The organism is Paenibacillus sp. LjRoot56, assembly GCF_964253335.1.
GTDB classification, from domain to species: domain Bacteria; phylum Bacillota; class Bacilli; order Paenibacillales; family NBRC-103111; genus Paenibacillus_E; species Paenibacillus_E allorhizoplanae.
In genome coordinates, this window is the sequence record NZ_CAXURV020000004.1 from 935,974 (window position 1) to 950,812 (window position 14,839).

20 protein-coding genes are annotated in these 14,839 nt (G+C 44.6%); 3 read left to right on the forward strand and 17 right to left on the reverse strand.

Annotated elements, in window-relative coordinates:
* Positions 1–66: 66 nt before the first annotated feature.
* The 14 genes from ACSQ8O_RS30185 to ACSQ8O_RS30250 form a co-directional block, all read right to left on the reverse strand.
* Entirely contained in the window at positions 67–294 is a 228-nt protein-coding gene (locus ACSQ8O_RS30185) for a DUF2273 domain-containing protein (RefSeq protein ID WP_436244648.1), read from the reverse strand.
* 14 nt (positions 295–308) lie between these two features.
* Entirely contained in the window at positions 309–869 is a 561-nt protein-coding gene (gene amaP / locus ACSQ8O_RS30190; RefSeq protein ID WP_236285569.1) for an alkaline shock response membrane anchor protein AmaP, read from the reverse strand.
* An 85-nt stretch (positions 870–954) separates the two neighbouring features.
* On the reverse strand, positions 955–1,368 hold the full coding sequence (locus ACSQ8O_RS30195) for an Asp23/Gls24 family envelope stress response protein (protein WP_056614688.1): 414 nt from the start codon (positions 1,366–1,368) through the stop codon (positions 955–957).
* A gap of 157 nt (positions 1,369–1,525) precedes the next feature.
* Positions 1,526–2,884, reverse strand: a complete 1,359-nt coding sequence (gene accC / locus ACSQ8O_RS30200) for an acetyl-CoA carboxylase biotin carboxylase subunit (protein WP_056614692.1) — start codon at positions 2,882–2,884, stop codon at positions 1,526–1,528.
* Between the two features lie 66 nt (positions 2,885–2,950).
* Positions 2,951–3,445, reverse strand: coding sequence for an acetyl-CoA carboxylase biotin carboxyl carrier protein (gene accB, locus ACSQ8O_RS30205; protein WP_056614696.1), 495 nt, complete (start codon positions 3,443–3,445; stop codon positions 2,951–2,953).
* Positions 3,446–3,602: 157 nt separating this feature from the next.
* Positions 3,603–4,340 (reverse strand): SpoIIIAH-like family protein, encoded by a 738-nt coding sequence (locus ACSQ8O_RS30210; protein WP_436244649.1) that lies wholly within the window; start codon positions 4,338–4,340, stop codon positions 3,603–3,605.
* Positions 4,341–4,379: 39 nt separating this feature from the next.
* Positions 4,380–5,021, reverse strand: coding sequence for a stage III sporulation protein AG (spoIIIAG, locus tag ACSQ8O_RS30215; RefSeq protein ID WP_056614704.1), 642 nt, complete (start codon positions 5,019–5,021; stop codon positions 4,380–4,382).
* Positions 5,022–5,025: 4 nt separating this feature from the next.
* The gene (gene spoIIIAF, locus ACSQ8O_RS30220; RefSeq protein WP_436244650.1) at positions 5,026–5,772 is read right to left on the reverse strand and encodes a stage III sporulation protein AF; all 747 of its coding nucleotides are present in this window, start codon (positions 5,770–5,772) and stop codon (positions 5,026–5,028) included.
* A gap of 13 nt (positions 5,773–5,785) precedes the next feature.
* Positions 5,786–6,985, reverse strand: coding sequence for a stage III sporulation protein AE (gene spoIIIAE, locus ACSQ8O_RS30225; protein WP_436244651.1), 1,200 nt, complete (start codon positions 6,983–6,985; stop codon positions 5,786–5,788).
* A gap of 25 nt (positions 6,986–7,010) precedes the next feature.
* Complete coding sequence (spoIIIAD, locus tag ACSQ8O_RS30230; protein WP_056614713.1) at positions 7,011–7,400, reverse strand: stage III sporulation protein AD; 390 nt, start codon at positions 7,398–7,400, stop codon at positions 7,011–7,013.
* Positions 7,401–7,409: 9 nt separating this feature from the next.
* Entirely contained in the window at positions 7,410–7,613 is a 204-nt protein-coding gene (gene spoIIIAC / locus ACSQ8O_RS30235; protein ID WP_056614718.1) for a stage III sporulation protein AC, read from the reverse strand.
* A 57-nt stretch (positions 7,614–7,670) separates the two neighbouring features.
* Positions 7,671–8,195, reverse strand: a complete 525-nt coding sequence (spoIIIAB, locus tag ACSQ8O_RS30240; RefSeq protein WP_436244652.1) for a stage III sporulation protein SpoIIIAB — start codon at positions 8,193–8,195, stop codon at positions 7,671–7,673.
* A 15-nt stretch (positions 8,196–8,210) separates the two neighbouring features.
* Positions 8,211–9,179, reverse strand: coding sequence for a stage III sporulation protein AA (gene spoIIIAA / locus ACSQ8O_RS30245; protein WP_056614720.1), 969 nt, complete (start codon positions 9,177–9,179; stop codon positions 8,211–8,213).
* Positions 9,180–9,251: 72 nt separating this feature from the next.
* A complete protein-coding gene (locus ACSQ8O_RS30250; protein WP_056614722.1) occupies positions 9,252–9,515 on the reverse strand; it encodes a YqhV family protein in 264 nt (87 codons plus the stop codon).
* A 203-nt stretch (positions 9,516–9,718) separates the two neighbouring features.
* Between ACSQ8O_RS30250 and ACSQ8O_RS30255 the strand changes: the two genes are divergently transcribed.
* From ACSQ8O_RS30255 to ACSQ8O_RS30265, 3 genes are all read left to right on the forward strand, one after another.
* Positions 9,719–10,522, forward strand: coding sequence for a phosphosulfolactate synthase (locus tag ACSQ8O_RS30255; protein ID WP_436244653.1), 804 nt, complete (start codon positions 9,719–9,721; stop codon positions 10,520–10,522).
* 3 nt (positions 10,523–10,525) lie between these two features.
* The gene (locus ACSQ8O_RS30260; protein ID WP_056614727.1) at positions 10,526–11,245 is read left to right on the forward strand and encodes a 2-phosphosulfolactate phosphatase; all 720 of its coding nucleotides are present in this window, start codon (positions 10,526–10,528) and stop codon (positions 11,243–11,245) included.
* Positions 11,246–11,324: 79 nt separating this feature from the next.
* Positions 11,325–11,789: a DUF441 domain-containing protein gene (locus tag ACSQ8O_RS30265; RefSeq protein ID WP_436244654.1), complete on the forward strand. Its 465-nt coding sequence runs from the start codon at positions 11,325–11,327 to the stop codon at positions 11,787–11,789.
* 9 nt (positions 11,790–11,798) lie between these two features.
* Here ACSQ8O_RS30265 and ACSQ8O_RS30270 read toward each other — a convergent pair whose 3' ends face one another.
* The 3 genes from ACSQ8O_RS30270 to ACSQ8O_RS30280 all read right to left on the reverse strand — a co-directional run bounded on the left by ACSQ8O_RS30270 (position 11,799) and on the right by ACSQ8O_RS30280 (position 14,833).
* The gene (locus ACSQ8O_RS30270) at positions 11,799–13,055 is read right to left on the reverse strand and encodes an aspartate kinase (protein ID WP_056614731.1); all 1,257 of its coding nucleotides are present in this window, start codon (positions 13,053–13,055) and stop codon (positions 11,799–11,801) included.
* Between the two features lie 125 nt (positions 13,056–13,180).
* Entirely contained in the window at positions 13,181–13,744 is a 564-nt protein-coding gene (gene efp, locus ACSQ8O_RS30275; RefSeq protein ID WP_056614735.1) for an elongation factor P, read from the reverse strand.
* Positions 13,745–13,759: 15 nt separating this feature from the next.
* The gene (locus ACSQ8O_RS30280; RefSeq protein ID WP_436244979.1) at positions 13,760–14,833 is read right to left on the reverse strand and encodes a M24 family metallopeptidase; all 1,074 of its coding nucleotides are present in this window, start codon (positions 14,831–14,833) and stop codon (positions 13,760–13,762) included.
* Positions 14,834–14,839 lie beyond the last annotated feature (6 nt).

A 14,839-nucleotide genomic window follows, 5' to 3' on the forward strand; every position in this document is an offset into this window, starting at 1 on the left:
TTTCTCCTAGTATACGTCAAATTGGATCCAATCCAAACAAAAAAATCCATGGTTGAACCAGGGATTTTAGCGAAACATTCTCCATTTTTGTGTGAGATAGCGCCAAATGTCTTCCAGCATGACGAAACTTTCTTTGCGATCCAACTTATTTCCAACATAGAAACCAACAAGAACGATAAATGCAAAGATCAACATATCCCAGAAACCAAAAAATAAATAAACGAAACCGAAGAATATACCCGCTGACACTCCGATTACTTTGCCCCTATGGAATTCCCACAGTTCATTCCACATATGTGGATTCACCTCTATTCGACCCGGCTTTTAAACGTTGGGGCAGATTGCACGATATTCGCTACGAATACGGTTACGGAAGCTACAGGAATACCGGTAATCTCTTCTATGTAACTTTTCACTGTTCCTTGCATGTCTTCAGTCAGTTCCGGAATCGAGCTTTCCCCATCGACAATCGTTCTAATTGTTATTTCTAACCCGGATTGATTCACTCTAACTCGTGCACGCAAGTCCTTGGCACCTTTCGTGCGACCCGCTGCTTTCAGCGAAAGATTCTCAACCGTCTCGATGGAAATTCGAATATCCCCAAAATCAGTGCGTTGATCAATCGATGGTGCCTGGGAACGTCCGCGACGAAGCGTTACGATCAAGAATCGTACGGAAATCAGCAGCATAATCAAACTAATGATAATGCCCGGATAAGCGTAGCTCTTCTCGTAATAGAAATGACTAAGCGTTGTACTTGCTTGATCGAGTGGGATCCAGCTAGATGCTGTGAACAATACAAAGATCGATGCGACGAAAATAATCAGGCTATAGAAAAGTAGCAAGAGCCTGTCCACAATTTTACCCACTACGCTTGTCCCCTTCCTAAGTTAGAGGAAACCCCCTGCAACCTGTAGGGGGTTTCAATTGATCCATATGGCTCAGCTTTACCGCCTATTTCACACGATTGGCAGCCGCTGGTTCTTCGTCAATCGGTTTATCCGCCTGCTTAAAGTGAACATCATGAATGTGTACGTTGACCTCAACAACATTTAGACCTGTCATTGATTCAATAGCCATCTTCACATTGTTCTGAATATCATTTGCAACTTCTGGGATACGATTTCCATACTCGATAATGATGGAGACGTCAATGGCAGCTTCACGTTGTCCGACCTCTACCTTTACGCCTTTGGACAAATTCTTGCGTCCAAGTAATTCAGCAATGCCGCCAGCTAATCCGCCACTCATCCCCGCTACACCTTGCACTTCCACCGTTGCCAATCCGGCAATGATTTCGATAACCTCGGGGGCAATCTGGATGCTGCCCATGTCTGTCTTGACGTAATCCGGAGCGATTGTGCTCATTGTGGCACCTCCTAAAAGTTTTGCGCCAGCAAAACTGGCTTGTAAATCTTAAAATTGTGATTGTAACAATCTTGCATCATAAGCTTAAAATATAAATGGGATAAGCCATCTTAATTTATTAGTATAACATTTCGGTAAAAATATGACAAATGATTATCTACGATTCTGGATCGTTCACATCGTGCTCTTCTAAGAACTTAATATCGTGATCGCCACTGATAAATTTCTTGTGCTCAAGCAGCTTCAAATGAAAAGGAATCGTCGTGTTTACACCGTCCACCGCGAACTCATTGAGCGCTCTTTTCATACGGTTAATAGCTTCTTCACGCGTACTTCCCCAAACGATTAGCTTCGCGATCATGGAATCATAGTGTGGCGGGATCGTATACCCAGGATATACGGCACTATCCACGCGAACACCAAATCCACCTGGCGGCAAATAAAATTTCACTTGCCCTGGAGATGGCATGAAGTTCCGATTCGGATCTTCCGCATTCACGCGGCACTCGATCGCCCATCCATTGATGCGAACATCCTCTTGTCTGAATGACAACGGATTCCCTTCAGCAACGCGAATCATCTCTTGAATAATATCGATCCCCGTAATCATTTCGGTAACAGGATGTTCAACTTGGATTCGTGTATTCATTTCCATAAAGTAAAAATTACCATCTGGACCTAACAAGAATTCCAAGGTTCCCGCTCCGGAATAATTCACGGCTTTCGCTGCGCGCACTGCCGCCTGCCCCATAGCTTTACGCGTTTCCTCCGTAAGGATCGGACAAGGTGCTTCTTCAACAAGTTTTTGTCTACGACGCTGTACAGAGCAATCACGTTCGCCTAAGTGAACGACATTGCCGTGTTTATCAGCAAGGATTTGAATCTCAACATGCTTCATGCCAGTTAAATACTTCTCCAAGTAGATCCCTGCATTACCGAAGGCATTCTGCGCTTCTTGTTGAGCTGCCGTAATTTGTTGAACAAGTGTTTCCTCGTTCTCTGCAATACGGATTCCTTTACCGCCGCCGCCTGCTGTCGCTTTAATAATAATCGGATATCCGATATCACGTGCAATAACCACAGCATCATCAATATCCTCAACCAACCCATCAGAACCTGGGATAATTGGAACTCTTGCTTCCTTCATCGTTTGCTTGGCAACCGCTTTATCCCCCATTCGGGAGATCGCGTCTGGCGAAGGACCAATGAAAGTGATATTGCAGCTCTCGCAAATTTCTGCGAAGTCTGCATTTTCAGCAAGAAACCCGTATCCCGGATGAATCGCATCGCATTCCGTTAACGTTGCAACACTCATCAAGTTAGTGAAGTTCAAATAGCTGTCTTTGGAAGCTGTAGGCCCGATACAATAAGCCTCATCTGCCAAACGAACGTGCAGTGCTTCTCGATCTGCTTCCGAGTACACAGCAACCGTATAGATGCCAAGTTCACGGCATGCTCGGATAATACGAACTGCAATTTCTCCGCGGTTCGCAATAAGTATTTTATTAAATTTCATGATTTGCCCTCCTAAGAGCTCTTCCTGCGAAAAGCTTGCGCTGTCAGCATAAGCTTGCAAACGCAACTATTCCGGTCTAACCAAAAATAAAGGTTGTCCGTACTCGACTAGCTGTCCGTTCTCAACGAGAATTTCAACGATCTCGCCTTTCACTTCGGCTTCTATTTCATTCATTAATTTCATAGCTTCCACAATACAAACAACACTCTTGTCCGTTACTTTAGAGCCAACGCTTACGAATGGCGCTGATCCTGGCGAAGCGGATTGATAGAATGTCCCTACCATCGGAGATACGATCTTATGTAAAGATGAATCCTCTTGCTTGGCTTGTCCGTTAGCAGTTACTGGCACTTCAAGAGCAGCTGCTGGCGCTGTATTCGTGTAGTTTGGTTGACCAATCGGTGCGTATGTGTGTTGAACTGGAGCGGATACATACAGAGGCTCCGCTTTATTCGGTTTACGAATAGAAAGGCGTGCACCTTCATTTTCAATTTCAAGTTCTTGTAAAGAGGATTGATCGACGAGTTTAATTAACTCTTTGATTTCACTCAATTTAAACATTCAAGTCACTCCTTTAGACGTTGGTGAACCCTTAAAAAATGCGTTTTCATAGCCGCAACGTATGTATTATACCCATAAACGCACGAAATGGAAAGAGTCCAGTTTATCCGGACCCTTTCCACTTCCCATTTGTGAAGCAAAAACTTCACTAGAATCCCTACGGACGTACGTATTGGATCTTGATATTTTCTGGCATAGCTCCCAGTTCTTTGACAACCATGTCGACGATGGAAACACCTTGGCTTTTTTCCAATTTATCGGCTTGAACTGTTACTTTCCACTTATTACCATCTTGATTAATAACTGCTTGCGGGAAATCTTGTATCAAAAGATCTTGAAGATTTTCAATTTTATCTTGCAAATCTGACAAGGCAGACAAATCGTTTGTTGCTTTTGCTACCGCTTCAGGTGTTTTCTTTGTATCCAAAATGATTGTCATCAGATCCGTGGAAACTTTGCTGAAGTAGTTGTTTTGTTTCACTTGTTCATTCGTGAAATAGTCGTTAGCAGAAGTCGTTTTAGCTTGCTCTTCTACCTGTTTCAACACTTGATCATCTGTTTTAGAAGTTGTTGGTTTGCTTGCATCTTTTGTCGTAGTTTTGGAGCTATCTTGTGTCGTCGTCGCTTTAGCGTCTGTTTTTGTAGAAGTTTGCGGCGTTGTTGCTTTGGTGTCGGATTGTGTTCCTGTTCCAGATGTTGCTTTTACATCCGTTTTTGCGCCAGTAACTGGGTCCACTTGTGCCATATCAATCTTCACTTCTTGCGATTTCGTGATGGCATCAGACGATGCGAGATCCAACTTATTGACGTCCTCAGTAAAGAGATAATACGCGGATAGTACCACCATCAAGCTAAGCATCGATACGAGCCAAATTGTTTGTCTTTTTGCATTCATTGTTTATTCCTCCTTAGATTAGTTAGATAATTTGCTGAATTAATTGCCTGTTTTGCGCGGTAAAATCGAAATCTTACTCGCTTGAACATCCATTCCTCGCTCAACGGCTTCCATGATCATTTTCTTCACCGTAAGATTTTCTGCACCTTTTGCAACAACAATGACACCTCTAATTTTGGGTTTAATGTATTTGAGCACAAGCGGCTTCTGGTCACCTGATACTTGATAAATAACGACTTCACCACTTCGCGTTACCTGGGATATGTTGCGTGTTGCGCCACCATTGTCGCGTTCTGTCGTCATGGTCTGATTATCGTTATAATTTTTGTCAACGGTCATTTCTTCCGTAGATTCGATAGTAACGAGCACTTCCACTTCGCCAACACCGACAATTTGTTGCAGGATGCCCTTCAGTTGGTCACCATAAGCTTGTTCATAGTCATGAAAGCTTGCGTTTTCCTTAGACGCGCTTCCTGCAAAGGTTTCCTTACTTTCCGCTGGGGGAGACGCTCTGCCTGTGTTGATGGGATCCAGATCTTTGACATTTATAAATGCGTTGATAATCATTAGCGCAGCTCCTAAAAGCCCAACCATGATGACCCAAAGCAACGTATTCTTACGCTTGGGTCCACCTGGTCCGCCGCCGAATTTGTGCTCCATCCATTGCAGCAATGTTCCCATCGATTCACCTCGCCATCCATCCTTTGCTTTGTATAGTTTCGATCTCGATTTTGGCAGGATCCACTAACCAATTCCGTGAAATATCTTGCTTAAGTCGATCCTTTTCTTGCTCGCTAGGCAGCGCTTTAAGGGTTGAATGCAAGTCGCCTTGAGCAGAAGTCTGACGATCTTGTGCTGTCGCGGTAGAGCCAATTTTGATGGGATCTACAGGCTTGACAGGCTCCATCGCTGCAATGCTGTTACTCTTCGTTGTCGTTTGTTTCTTCGTTTCTATATCATCAAGGGTCACCTTCACATTGGTAATGCTGGGTTTCCCATTATTGTCTACCTCTACATAAACTTTTACCTCCTGTACTGGCCATTCCGTTTGTTTCTGTAAGTCCTCTTTAATCAATGCGGCTAATTGCGTTTGTACTAATTCCTGTGTTTTCTTCTGTTCTGCATCTTGAATCTTATTGGCATCCTTCGTGATGGCTGCCAATGACTTCATTTGTGTTTGATTGCCGCCAAAACCACCTGCAAGCATCGTTTTCTCATTCTGCTCCTTCTCCGCTTGACTGAGCAGCTGATCCATATCCCAGTCCTTCTGGAACAGCTGAAGCACAGGGGTGAGTAGCGTCAGTAGAATAAATAGACTCAAAACCGTCTTCACATACCGCTGCATCGTATTGCTTGGGAGCAGAAGATCAACAAACGTCGCGAGCATAATGACCATAATGACGGTTTTCAGCCATCCTGCTAACCAATCCATCGCCTAGCTCCTTTCACCTCATCATGACGGAGACATTGCTAATTGTGATCATGATGGTCAGGGCAAGAAAAAACATTAAGCTTACTGCCGCTAACGCTGCAAAAACGTAAATTAAGCTCTTACCAATCGTTTGCAGACAAGCAATAATCGGGCTATCTCCTAAGGGCTGCATCAGCGCTGCGGATAAGTTGTAGATAAAAGCTAGCGTTAAGATTTTAATCGCTGGAAACGCGCACAAGAGAACGAGGATGACAACACCAACAAGTCCTATGGCATTTTTGACAAGGAGAGAGGCCCCTATCACCGTTTCCGTTGCGTCCGAGAACAACCGCCCTACAACAGGCACGAAATTCCCAGTAATGTACTTTGCTGTTCGAATCGCTACACCATCTCTAACCGCACCTGCTGTCCCTTGAATAGAGATGACACCAAGGAAAATCGTTACGAACACACCCAGCATACTTAAACTTACGGTGCGCAGTAGATTTGCTAACTGGGTAACCTTAAACTTGTCGCTGAGTGAGCTAACGATGTGCAGCACAGCCGAGAAAAACAAGAGCGGGAAAACAAACACATATATCGCCGTTCCCACCGAGTGAATCATGAACACGATCAGAGGATGAAGGATGGCCACGGAAGTAACATTACCCATGGACGCTAATAAAGTTAGTAACAAAGGCATGATGGCGAACATGAATTGAATCATAGACGAAATGGCTGTCTTGGCGTACCCGATCGCAACGCTGAAGCTATTGATGGCAATGATGATCAATACCATATACGTGATCGTATAACCTAGCTTGCTAACCGTATTTCGTTCAAAAGAGCTTTGCAGCGTCTCCAGAATCATGCTAAAAACGGTCAATACAACGATGGAAGCTAGTAACTTGCCATTGATGATAATCTCATGAAATACATAGCTCAGAAGTCCTTTAAAGATACTTTTCATACTAATGCCCTTAGTCCCAAGAAGAAGTTCCATGAAGGTTGGAGGTTTGCTTTCCGGGAAATACCCGCCATATTCCTTCATCAGCTTATCCCAATATTGCTCGACTGGCTCCGTATTCAAGCGGTTCGCTTGTTCTTGGATGATAATATCTGTAGGCGATTCAGCCGTTAGGGAACTCGACAAGCCGAGCCAAAGACCCATCGTTATAATAAATAATAAGATCCACCGGTTGTTCAGCTTCTGGTGCGAATAAAGTAGGTGCATGCGTGTCACTCCTTAGGTGAATCTTCTAAGCAGGGAGCAGTTTAACCACGGTTTCGATAATGACTGTTATAATTGGAATGGCCATAACCATAATGAGTACCTTACCCGACAGCTCGATTTTGGAAGCAATGGAATCTTGACCGGCATCTCTAACGATCTGAGCGCCAAACTCGGCGATGTAGGCAACACCTATAATTTTCAGAATCGTTTTGAGGAAAACGAGGTTTACGTTCGACTTCACTGCTAAGTCCTCAAGGACTTGAATAACCGAAGAAATTTTGCCTATTAAGAACAAGAATATGACTATGCCCGTAAAAGCAGCTAATAGAAAGGCGAACATCGGCTTCTGTTCCTTGATGATGAGCGTCAAGATCGTGACGATGAGTCCTAAACCTACGATTTGGATGATTTCCATCAGACCACCTCATTGGAATAGGAAAATAGTTTTAATTTCTTTGAATAAGTTATCCAGCATACTAACGACCATAAAAAGCACGACCACGAAGCCTATGACCGTGACCCAGTGTGCCATATCCTCTTTACCCATCTGCTTCAGCACCGAATGGATCATCGCGATGATGATTCCGATGCCGGCGATTTGGAAAATGGCGTTCACATCTACATTCATTCCTGGCACCTCACTCCGCCTTCAAGGAACTTGTCATCCAGGGATAAATGATCCCCACTAATACATTAAAATTACGACTAACGCTCCGATGAGGACACCTAGGCTTTTCCACATTTTCTCGTAGCGTTGCTGCTCATCCCTTGCATCCGTCTCTTCCGATTGAAGTTGGCTCATCGCAAGTCGCAAGTGTTTGATTTGGTCACTTCGATCTGAGAGCCCCAGCACCGGACCGAGCCCAAGAATCACTTCTTGCTCTGCTTGCCGCATTGAGGTTCTTGCCCAGACTTCTTTCACTGTCATTTGCCATAGATCCTTAGTCGATTCACCATTACTGCCGAGCAAACGTTCTGACATTAAACGAAATAAAGTCGAAAGCGGATCAGCAACTTGCTTGCTTAATGAAGCGAAAGCTTCAGGAAGCGGCGTGAGCGCGTAGGAAATTTCCGTCTCCATTCGGCCAAGCGCGCCAATAAGTATACGAATTTGCTTGGGTCGTCTTACATAGTGAGCAGCTTGCATAAACCCATACATCGACGCTGCTCCGAAAATCAGTACTCCTCCAACGAATTTCAGCATCTTCATCGTCCTTTGCGTTCGTCATCCATCTCCCATTGCCTTACCTTGATGATCCAAGATCCGAAAGGAAGCTGAAGCACCTTTTCTTCGCTGCAGGATCACATATTTCGTAAACACACCTGACTCCATCAACTCCCTAAGAACTGGTCGTCTATGGACATCTTCATAGCTTGCTCCATGTGCTGTCGCTAGAACACGAATCCCGGTGTGAACCGCTTCATGAATCGCAAACGCATCCTCAACTCGTCCAATCTCATCCACGATGAGCACCTCAGGTGATAAGGAACGAATCATCATCATCATCCCTTCAGCCTTCGGACAACCATCTAACACATCTGTGCGAGGACCTAAGTCGAATTTCGGTACGCCTTTGACACAAGCAGCCAATTCGGAGCGTTCATCTACGATGCCTACTTTTTTGCCTGATAGTGAGCTATGCCTAGCCCCCCACTCGCCTCGGCTAATCAGTCTGGCCAAATCACGAATTAAGGTGGTCTTCCCTTGCTGCGGCGGTGAGATGATCAGGGTATGATGAATGTTCCCCATGCTCTGATCTACCAGATACGGTAAAATCTCCTGACCCACACCTTGAATTTCGCGCGCGATCCGAATGTTAAAGGAACTCACATCGCGTATTTGCTTCACTTGACCTTGGTCGAGAATCGTACGACCAGCAAGTCCAACTCGATGACCACCTGAAACGGTGATGTAACCTCTGCGCAGTTCTTCCTCAAACGTGTACAACGAATGATTCGTTAGGATCTCAAGTAATGTCAGGCAATCTTGCCTGGACGGTTTGTATGCTAAAGCTTCCTGGGTGATCATTTGCCCACGCTCGCTAATGAAGGCATATCGGTCCGCCCAGCTAATTTCAAGAGGACGTGACTCTCTCACCCTGATCTCCTCCACACTAGCTTGTACGTTCGGTGGAAGTTCGCTCAGCATGAATCGAATGTTCTGCGGCAACAAATGTGAAATACTCGCTAGCATTGGGAGACAGCCCTCCAAGTTGTCCAGTCTTCTATATTCATTTCTATGCTTACTAGAAAGAAATATGACCGATTACTTTTTAATAATCCCAATAAACAAACAACTGACCCCTGCTATGATCCACAACATCTTTCCATATGATAGTTTGTCAGCTACGCCTACTAATCCAATCGTTGTCGTAGTTAATAGTACTAGAGGACCTACTAGTGCTAGAGCTGAATTCACCAACAGCGCCTTCTCGATCGTCGCCAGTCTGAGCATAAGAATAGCAGCAATAATTTCGATGCTCCCTGACATCAGCCGCAAGGAAGCCATCGTGAGTACAATCTTGTTCATGAACTATAACACCTCCTAAAAGTTCTGTAACACATGCAAGCGAAGCGGAATAGTGCAGCGACAAAACTAGCTTCGGAAGCATACGCTTTTCCCTACCTTATGCGAGCTCGTCTCATTTTAGGCATGCTGGGCACCTCCATTTGTACTCATGCATATGCTGTACACATAATTGATCCTTCGAAGGACAGTGAGGAGAAATACCGATGGAAGTGACCTCTCAATTAAAATGGAACCCCGTTCTAGCCGACCCTACAGGAAAAAGGCAGCTGAAACCAAGAACGTTGGGGAAAACAATGGTGATGGATAAGGGGCTTGGCATGCTTGCCTTTCAGGATTTGCTCCAAACCTCTAGCAGCCATGTGGATATGATCAAACTCGGATTCGGCACTTCACCGCTTTATCCGCAATCCGTGCTGCGGAGCAAAATAAACCTAGCTAAAGAGAATAACATTCTCATTTATCCAGGAGGTACTTTTCTGGAAGTGGCTGTAACCCAGAATGCGGTAGATTCATTTTTTGACATGATACTTGCACTCGGCTTTAATGGCGTTGAAATATCCGACGGCACCATTCAAATGGATCGTAGACAACGGAATAAGTTAATTACCAGAGGGTTAGATGAAGGGTTAGAAGTCGTTACGGAGTATGGAAAAAAAGGATGGGGATCCTCCATAGAGTTAACAGAATTAATTGATACAGTCTTAATCGATTCTGAATTAGGTGCTTCCCTTGTCACGATTGAAGCGCGTGAGTCTGGCATGGGTGTTGGCATTTTCGATGGGGAAGGGAAATGCAAAGATGAGGAATTGCATAGCGTGCTTGCTTCCATTTCAGGACATAAGCTCTTATGGGAAGCACCGCAAAAAAGCCAACAAGTGCACCTGATCAACTCCCTCGGTCCCGATATTCACTTGGGCAATATTTCCCCAGATGAAGTTATTGCATTAGAAGCTTTGAGGAGAGGACTCCGGTCAGACACGTTGTCCTTAGGTACCAGAAAGGATTAGCACATGCATATCGAGGTGATCGCCAACATCGGCGAAGCAAGAAGTGACGAGTTTCTCCATAAAACCGTCATTGTCGTTGATGTTTTACGTGCAACCAGCACAATCATCACCGCTTTGATGAATGGCAGCAAGGGTGTAGTCCCTGTTGATACGGTTATAAAAGCGAAGGAATTGGCGAGAGATGGCGATTTGCTTGGTGGGGAGCGCTATTGCAAAAAAATTCCTGGATTTGATTTTGGCAATTCACCACTTGAGTACACACGCGAAGTCGTTCAAGGCAAACGCATCATCTTGACGACTACTAATGGCACAAGAGGAATTCAGAAAGCGATAAAAGCCGATCGTGTGCTAGCGGGAGCCATTATTAACGGCAAAGCCACTGCTGCGGCAGCAATCGACCTTAAACGGGACACAGTGATCGTTTGTGCAGGTACGCAAGATGTATTCTCATTAGAGGACGGCCTCTGTGCCGGCCTCATCCTGAATGAAATCGCGATTCTACTTGGCGAGCAGCACATGATAACGAATGACTTCGGTCTAGCAATGCGAGGTTGCTATCTCGAAGCTAAGAATCACTTATTCGAGACCATACTCGCTTGCAGCAACGGTAAAAAAATGAAAAAGTCCGGTTTCCTCGCGGATGTCGAACTTTGTGCCAAGACGAATATAACGGAATGCGTTCCCGTTCTGGAACACGATCAGATGGTTCCTTTTGGGCGCTAGTCCCCCATCACCATGCGTTCTAAATACAAGCCCCTTTCATAAACTTAAATGACGACGATGAGGACAAGGGGTTTTGTATATGAATGGTGATATGCTCTTAGTTATTTTAATTATTATTGGACTCATAGGCCGTTCTCCGATCATTACAACCGCGGCTTGTCTTTTACTGGCCATTAAGTTAATTGGTCTCGATCGCTATTTCCCTACCATGGAACGTAGAGGTCTCGAGCTCGGCTTGCTGTTCCTGACAATCGGTGTTTTGATTCCATTTGCAAGTGACCGTATTTCGATGAAAGATATCCTCTCCGTCTTCACAACATGGCCTGGCATCATTGCCCTCGTGGGTGGAGCGATAGCCACCTATATGAATGGAAAAGGTTTGGAGTTACTAAAAGTAGACCCACAATTAATTGTGGGTCTTGTCCTTGGTTCTATATTTGGCATTATATTTTTGCGCGGCATTCCGGTAGGACCATTAATGGCTGCCGGAATAACGGCATTTCTATTGAAGATTGCTTATTTCATTGCGGACAAACTCCATTAGTTTTCCAAATTATCTGCGATCTTCTGGACCACCAACGAAGGCTTGCTCTGCTGTGTCTAAGCCGTATGCTGTGTGAAGAGCACGAATCACATCTGTTAAGTTCGTATTGTCAATGACACAAGACATTTTAATCTCTGATGTACTTACCAATGAGATGGTAATGCCAAGATCAGAAATGACTTTGAACATCGTAGCTGCAACACCTGGTGAACTAACCATACCGGCACCAACGATCGAAACTTTAACAAGATCAACTTCGGACGTCACTTCACGGAAACCAACTTCAGCACGAATTTGTTCAATGACATCTAGCGCTTTCTCACGATCCGCCAATGTCGTTGTGAAAGAGAAATCCGCAGATCCGTTAATCACACCGCTTTGAACGATAATGTCCACGTCAATTTGCACTTCAGCAAGTGCTAGGAAAACTTTAGCAAGCTGACCTGGTTTCTCAGGAACACCCAGAATACTAATTCTTGCTACATTTTTGTCATATGCGATGCCACGAACGACGATTCCTTGCTCCATCACTGCTTCCTCCTTCACATTGGTGCCTTCATTGTAATTAAAGCTTGAACGCACCACGAGGGTCACGTTGTAATTTTTCGCATACTCGACTGCGCGAGGATGAAGAACTGCAGCTCCAAGGTTAGCAAGCTCCAACATTTCATCATAAGATATTTCAGCAAGCTTTCTAGCTACTTTCACAATCCGAGGATCCGTTGAATAAATGCCATCAACATCGGTATAAATTTCACAAAGATCCGCTTTGATCGCTGCAGCAAGTGCTACTGCTGTAGTATCGGAGCCGCCGCGGCCCAACGTAGTAATCTCACCTGCTTCTGTCATCCCTTGGAAACCAGCTACAATGACAACATTCCCTTGTTCAATCGCATTCAGGACACGATGAGGTTGAATATCCGTAATTCTCGCTTTCCCGTGAACTGGCTCTGTATAAATGCCACTTTGCCACCCAGTGTACGAAACCGCTTGTTCACCAAGATTATGTATGGCCATCGATAAAAGCGCTACGGAAACTTGCTCGCCCGTCGTCAACAACATATCCATTTCACGAGCCGGTGGGGCTCCATCGTAAATTTGCTTGGACAAGTCGATTAAATCATCCGTTGTATCACCCATCGCAGAAACGACAACAACACAGCTGTGTCCAGCTTGTTTACGCTCCACGATTCTTTTTGCAACTCGTTTCATTCGCTCCGCATCACCGACAGAGCTACCGCCAAATTTCATCACTATAAGAGACAAAGCTGACCCACTCCTAACGCATACTAGTGCATAACAATTCAATATTATAGCATACAATTGACGGACTGTGGTAAGAAAAGAAAAAAAGCCTTTCGGACTCCGTAGAGTCAGAAAGGCTTATCTTTTTAGTTGCTCGCGCGTGAAAGGTATTTGCCGTCATCTGTATCAACGGAAAGAACATCGCCTTCGTTGATGAAAAGTGGAACCATCACATTAAGGCCTGTTTCCACTTTCGCATTTTTCAATGCACCTTGTGCTGTGTTTCCTTTAACACTTGCATCGGTTTCGATAACTTTCAAATCAACGCTCTTCGGAAGGTTAATCCCTAGGATTTCCCCTTGGTAGCTCATGATTTTGATGTTCATGTTTTCTTTCAAGAAGTTCAATTCCCATTTCAATTGCTCGTGGGCAAGCGAAATCTGATCGTAAGTTTCCGTATCCATGAACGTGTACTCGTCGCCAGCTGCGTACAGGTACTGCATTTCACGGTTTTCGATGTGAGCACGTCCAACGTTCTCACCTGCACGGAATGTACGCTCAACAGTGTTGCCGTTGCGTAGGTTTTTGAGCTTGGAGCGCACGAATGCAGCACCTTTACCTGGTTTAACGTGTTGGAAATCTAGAACTGTAAAAATATCATGTTCAACTTCAATTGTCAGACCTGTTTTAAAATCGTTTACTGATATCACTTGTAAATCCCTCCGCTAGTCAATGATAAGAAAATCTTTGGTAGAATGTGTAAGTATTTTAATGCCGGTCTCAGTAATTACTACGTCATCCTCAATTCGAACTCCGCCAAAATCAGGGAGATAAATACCAGGCTCAACAGTAACAACCATACCAGGAGTTAAAATCATATCTTCGGTTTTCGACACGCGCGGAGATTCGTGTACTTCCATCCCCAGCCCATGTCCGGTCCCGTGACCGAAATAATCGCCATAGCCCCGCTTCACGATGACATCACGTGCGAACGCATCGCCTTCTCTGCCAGTAATACCGGGTTTCAGGTTTGCCAAACAATTCAACTGTGCTTCCAACACAATATCATAAATTTCTTTATGTTTATCTGTCGGCTTTCCTAGCATAACCGTTCTTGTGATGTCAGAGCAATAACCTTTATAATACGCTCCAAAATCCAATTTGACAAATTCGTTTAATCGGAGAATACGATCACTTGCTTTACCGTGTGGTAACGCTGAACGCTCACCAGACGCTACAATCGTCTCGAAGGATGTCGAGGTGCCTCCGTTTTTACGAATAAACACTTCAATTTCCAGTGCAATATCTAGCTCTTTGACACCTGGTTTAATGAAATTAAGGATGTGTGAGAAGGTTAGATCGGCCAAATCAGCCGCTTCCTGCATCACTTGAAGTTCAGCATCATCTTTCACCATTCGAATTAATTCAACAAGACGTGAAGTTGGCACGAATTCGATGCCCGGAAGTCCTTGTTGATAGTTGAGGAAATCACCATAAGACACGTCGCTTTGCTCGAAGCCAAGCTTCGTGATCCCTTGCTGCTGCAAGAGCTCTCTTACGGACTCAATCGCCTTTGCTTTATGTTCTACCACTTCAAACAATTTAGCTTGTTGCGGCGCTTGTGTCATATAACGGAAATCTGTTAATAAAATGGCACGGTCTAACGTAATAAGTACATAGCCAGATGAACCGGTGAAACCAGATACATATGTACGGTTATATGCGTTCGTGATGAGTAGTGCCGGTAATTCCTGCTGTTGCATAGCCTCGCGAAGACGTTCAATACGTTTCTCCTGCATCCAAAT

What these genes read in the sequence shown, in the direction of transcription:
- spoIIIAG (WP_056614704.1), bottom strand. Translation starts at nt 5,021, where the DNA reads ATGGGAACATTGCTGCAATGGATGGAGCACAAATTCGGCGGCGGACCA.
- ACSQ8O_RS30210 (WP_436244649.1), bottom strand. Translation starts at nt 4,340, where the DNA reads ATGAATGCAAAAAGACAAACAATTTGGCTCGTATCGATGCTTAGCTTG.
- spoIIIAC (WP_056614718.1), bottom strand. Translation starts at nt 7,613, where the DNA reads ATGAATGTAGATGTGAACGCCATTTTCCAAATCGCCGGCATCGGAATC.
- ACSQ8O_RS30195 (WP_056614688.1), bottom strand. Translation starts at nt 1,368, where the DNA reads ATGAGCACAATCGCTCCGGATTACGTCAAGACAGACATGGGCAGCATC.
- ACSQ8O_RS30255 (WP_436244653.1), top strand. Translation starts at nt 9,719, where the DNA reads ATGGAAGTGACCTCTCAATTAAAATGGAACCCCGTTCTAGCCGACCCT.
- accB (WP_056614696.1), bottom strand. Translation starts at nt 3,445, where the DNA reads ATGTTTAAATTGAGTGAAATCAAAGAGTTAATTAAACTCGTCGATCAA.
- ACSQ8O_RS30260 (WP_056614727.1), top strand. Translation starts at nt 10,526, where the DNA reads ATGCATATCGAGGTGATCGCCAACATCGGCGAAGCAAGAAGTGACGAG.
- ACSQ8O_RS30250 (WP_056614722.1), bottom strand. Translation starts at nt 9,515, where the DNA reads ATGAACAAGATTGTACTCACGATGGCTTCCTTGCGGCTGATGTCAGGG.
- spoIIIAE (WP_436244651.1), bottom strand. Translation starts at nt 6,985, where the DNA reads ATGCACCTACTTTATTCGCACCAGAAGCTGAACAACCGGTGGATCTTA.
- spoIIIAF (WP_436244650.1), bottom strand. Translation starts at nt 5,772, where the DNA reads ATGGATTGGTTAGCAGGATGGCTGAAAACCGTCATTATGGTCATTATG.
- spoIIIAD (WP_056614713.1), bottom strand. Translation starts at nt 7,400, where the DNA reads ATGGAAATCATCCAAATCGTAGGTTTAGGACTCATCGTCACGATCTTG.
- ACSQ8O_RS30280 (WP_436244979.1), bottom strand. Translation starts at nt 14,833, where the DNA reads ATGCAGGAGAAACGTATTGAACGTCTTCGCGAGGCTATGCAACAGCAG.
- ACSQ8O_RS30185 (WP_436244648.1), bottom strand. Translation starts at nt 294, where the DNA reads ATGTGGAATGAACTGTGGGAATTCCATAGGGGCAAAGTAATCGGAGTG.
- ACSQ8O_RS30265 (WP_436244654.1), top strand. Translation starts at nt 11,325, where the DNA reads ATGAATGGTGATATGCTCTTAGTTATTTTAATTATTATTGGACTCATA.
- spoIIIAA (WP_056614720.1), bottom strand. Translation starts at nt 9,179, where the DNA reads ATGCTAGCGAGTATTTCACATTTGTTGCCGCAGAACATTCGATTCATG.
- accC (WP_056614692.1), bottom strand. Translation starts at nt 2,884, where the DNA reads ATGAAATTTAATAAAATACTTATTGCGAACCGCGGAGAAATTGCAGTT.
- spoIIIAB (WP_436244652.1), bottom strand. Translation starts at nt 8,195, where the DNA reads ATGAAGATGCTGAAATTCGTTGGAGGAGTACTGATTTTCGGAGCAGCG.